This is a genomic window from Streptomyces sp. SID11385, from assembly GCF_010548245.1.
Classification (GTDB): domain Bacteria; phylum Actinomycetota; class Actinomycetes; order Streptomycetales; family Streptomycetaceae; genus Streptomyces.
Genome location: NZ_JAAGLR010000581.1, coordinates 1 through 736, shown reverse-complemented (window position 1 = coordinate 736; position 736 = coordinate 1). Strand labels below are relative to the sequence as shown.

Here is a 736-nt window from a genome sequence, read left to right as displayed (position 1 = left end):
TGCCCGGCGACCGCGCCGGGGCGCAGCGCGCCGAGCACGGGGGCGCCCCGGTCCTCCAGGGTCCCCGCGAGCGCGGCGGCCGAGAGCAGCCCGGCGGCCACGAGCAGCGGCTGGGCGACGGCGGTGTCCCGGATCGCGTCGGCGTCGGCCTTCGTCCCGTAGTGGACGAGGTCGAGTCCGATCGTCTCGGACCAGCCCGCGAGCCGCTCGGCCGCGCCGGGCAGTTCGAGCCAAGGGGTCAGGAAGCCGGGCGTCTGGGCGCCCTGGCCGGGAGCGACAAGTACAAGCACGCTCACACTCTCTCTTGTGAAGGGTCCGGTACACCGGTGGGGACAGGGACGAATAACCGACAGGGTAATTGTCGGGACCGCACAAAAGTCTAGGATCGCTGTTCGGCCGCGGCCAGGCGCCCCAGGATGAGCGCGATGCGCAGCGTGAACGCGGAGCGTACATCCGAGGGGGACCAGCCGGTGACGTCAGTCACACGTCGGAGCCGGTAGCGCACGGTGTTCGGGTGCACGAAGAGCATCCGCGCGGCACCTTCCAGGCTGCTCGCCTGCTCCAGGTAGACGCTCAGCGTCTCCAGGAGCGCCGAGCCCGCCTCCTGAAGTGGTCTGTAGATCTCCTCCACCAGCTGGTCCCGCGCGGCGGGGTCGGACGCCATCGCGCGCTCCGGGAGGAGGTCGTCCGCGAGCACCGGGCGCGGGGCGTCCTGCCAGGCCGCCGAGGCGCGCAG

1 protein-coding gene and 1 pseudogene are annotated in these 736 nt (G+C 72.3%); both read right to left on the bottom strand.

The features are described from left to right. Positions 1-290, bottom strand: a pseudogene (locus tag G3I42_RS17625) (ACP S-malonyltransferase); the annotation flags it as partial. A gap of 89 nt (positions 291-379) precedes the next feature. After that, a partial coding sequence (locus tag G3I42_RS17620) for a helix-turn-helix domain-containing protein (protein WP_164287087.1) occupies positions 380-736 on the bottom strand: 357 nt, incomplete at its 5' end.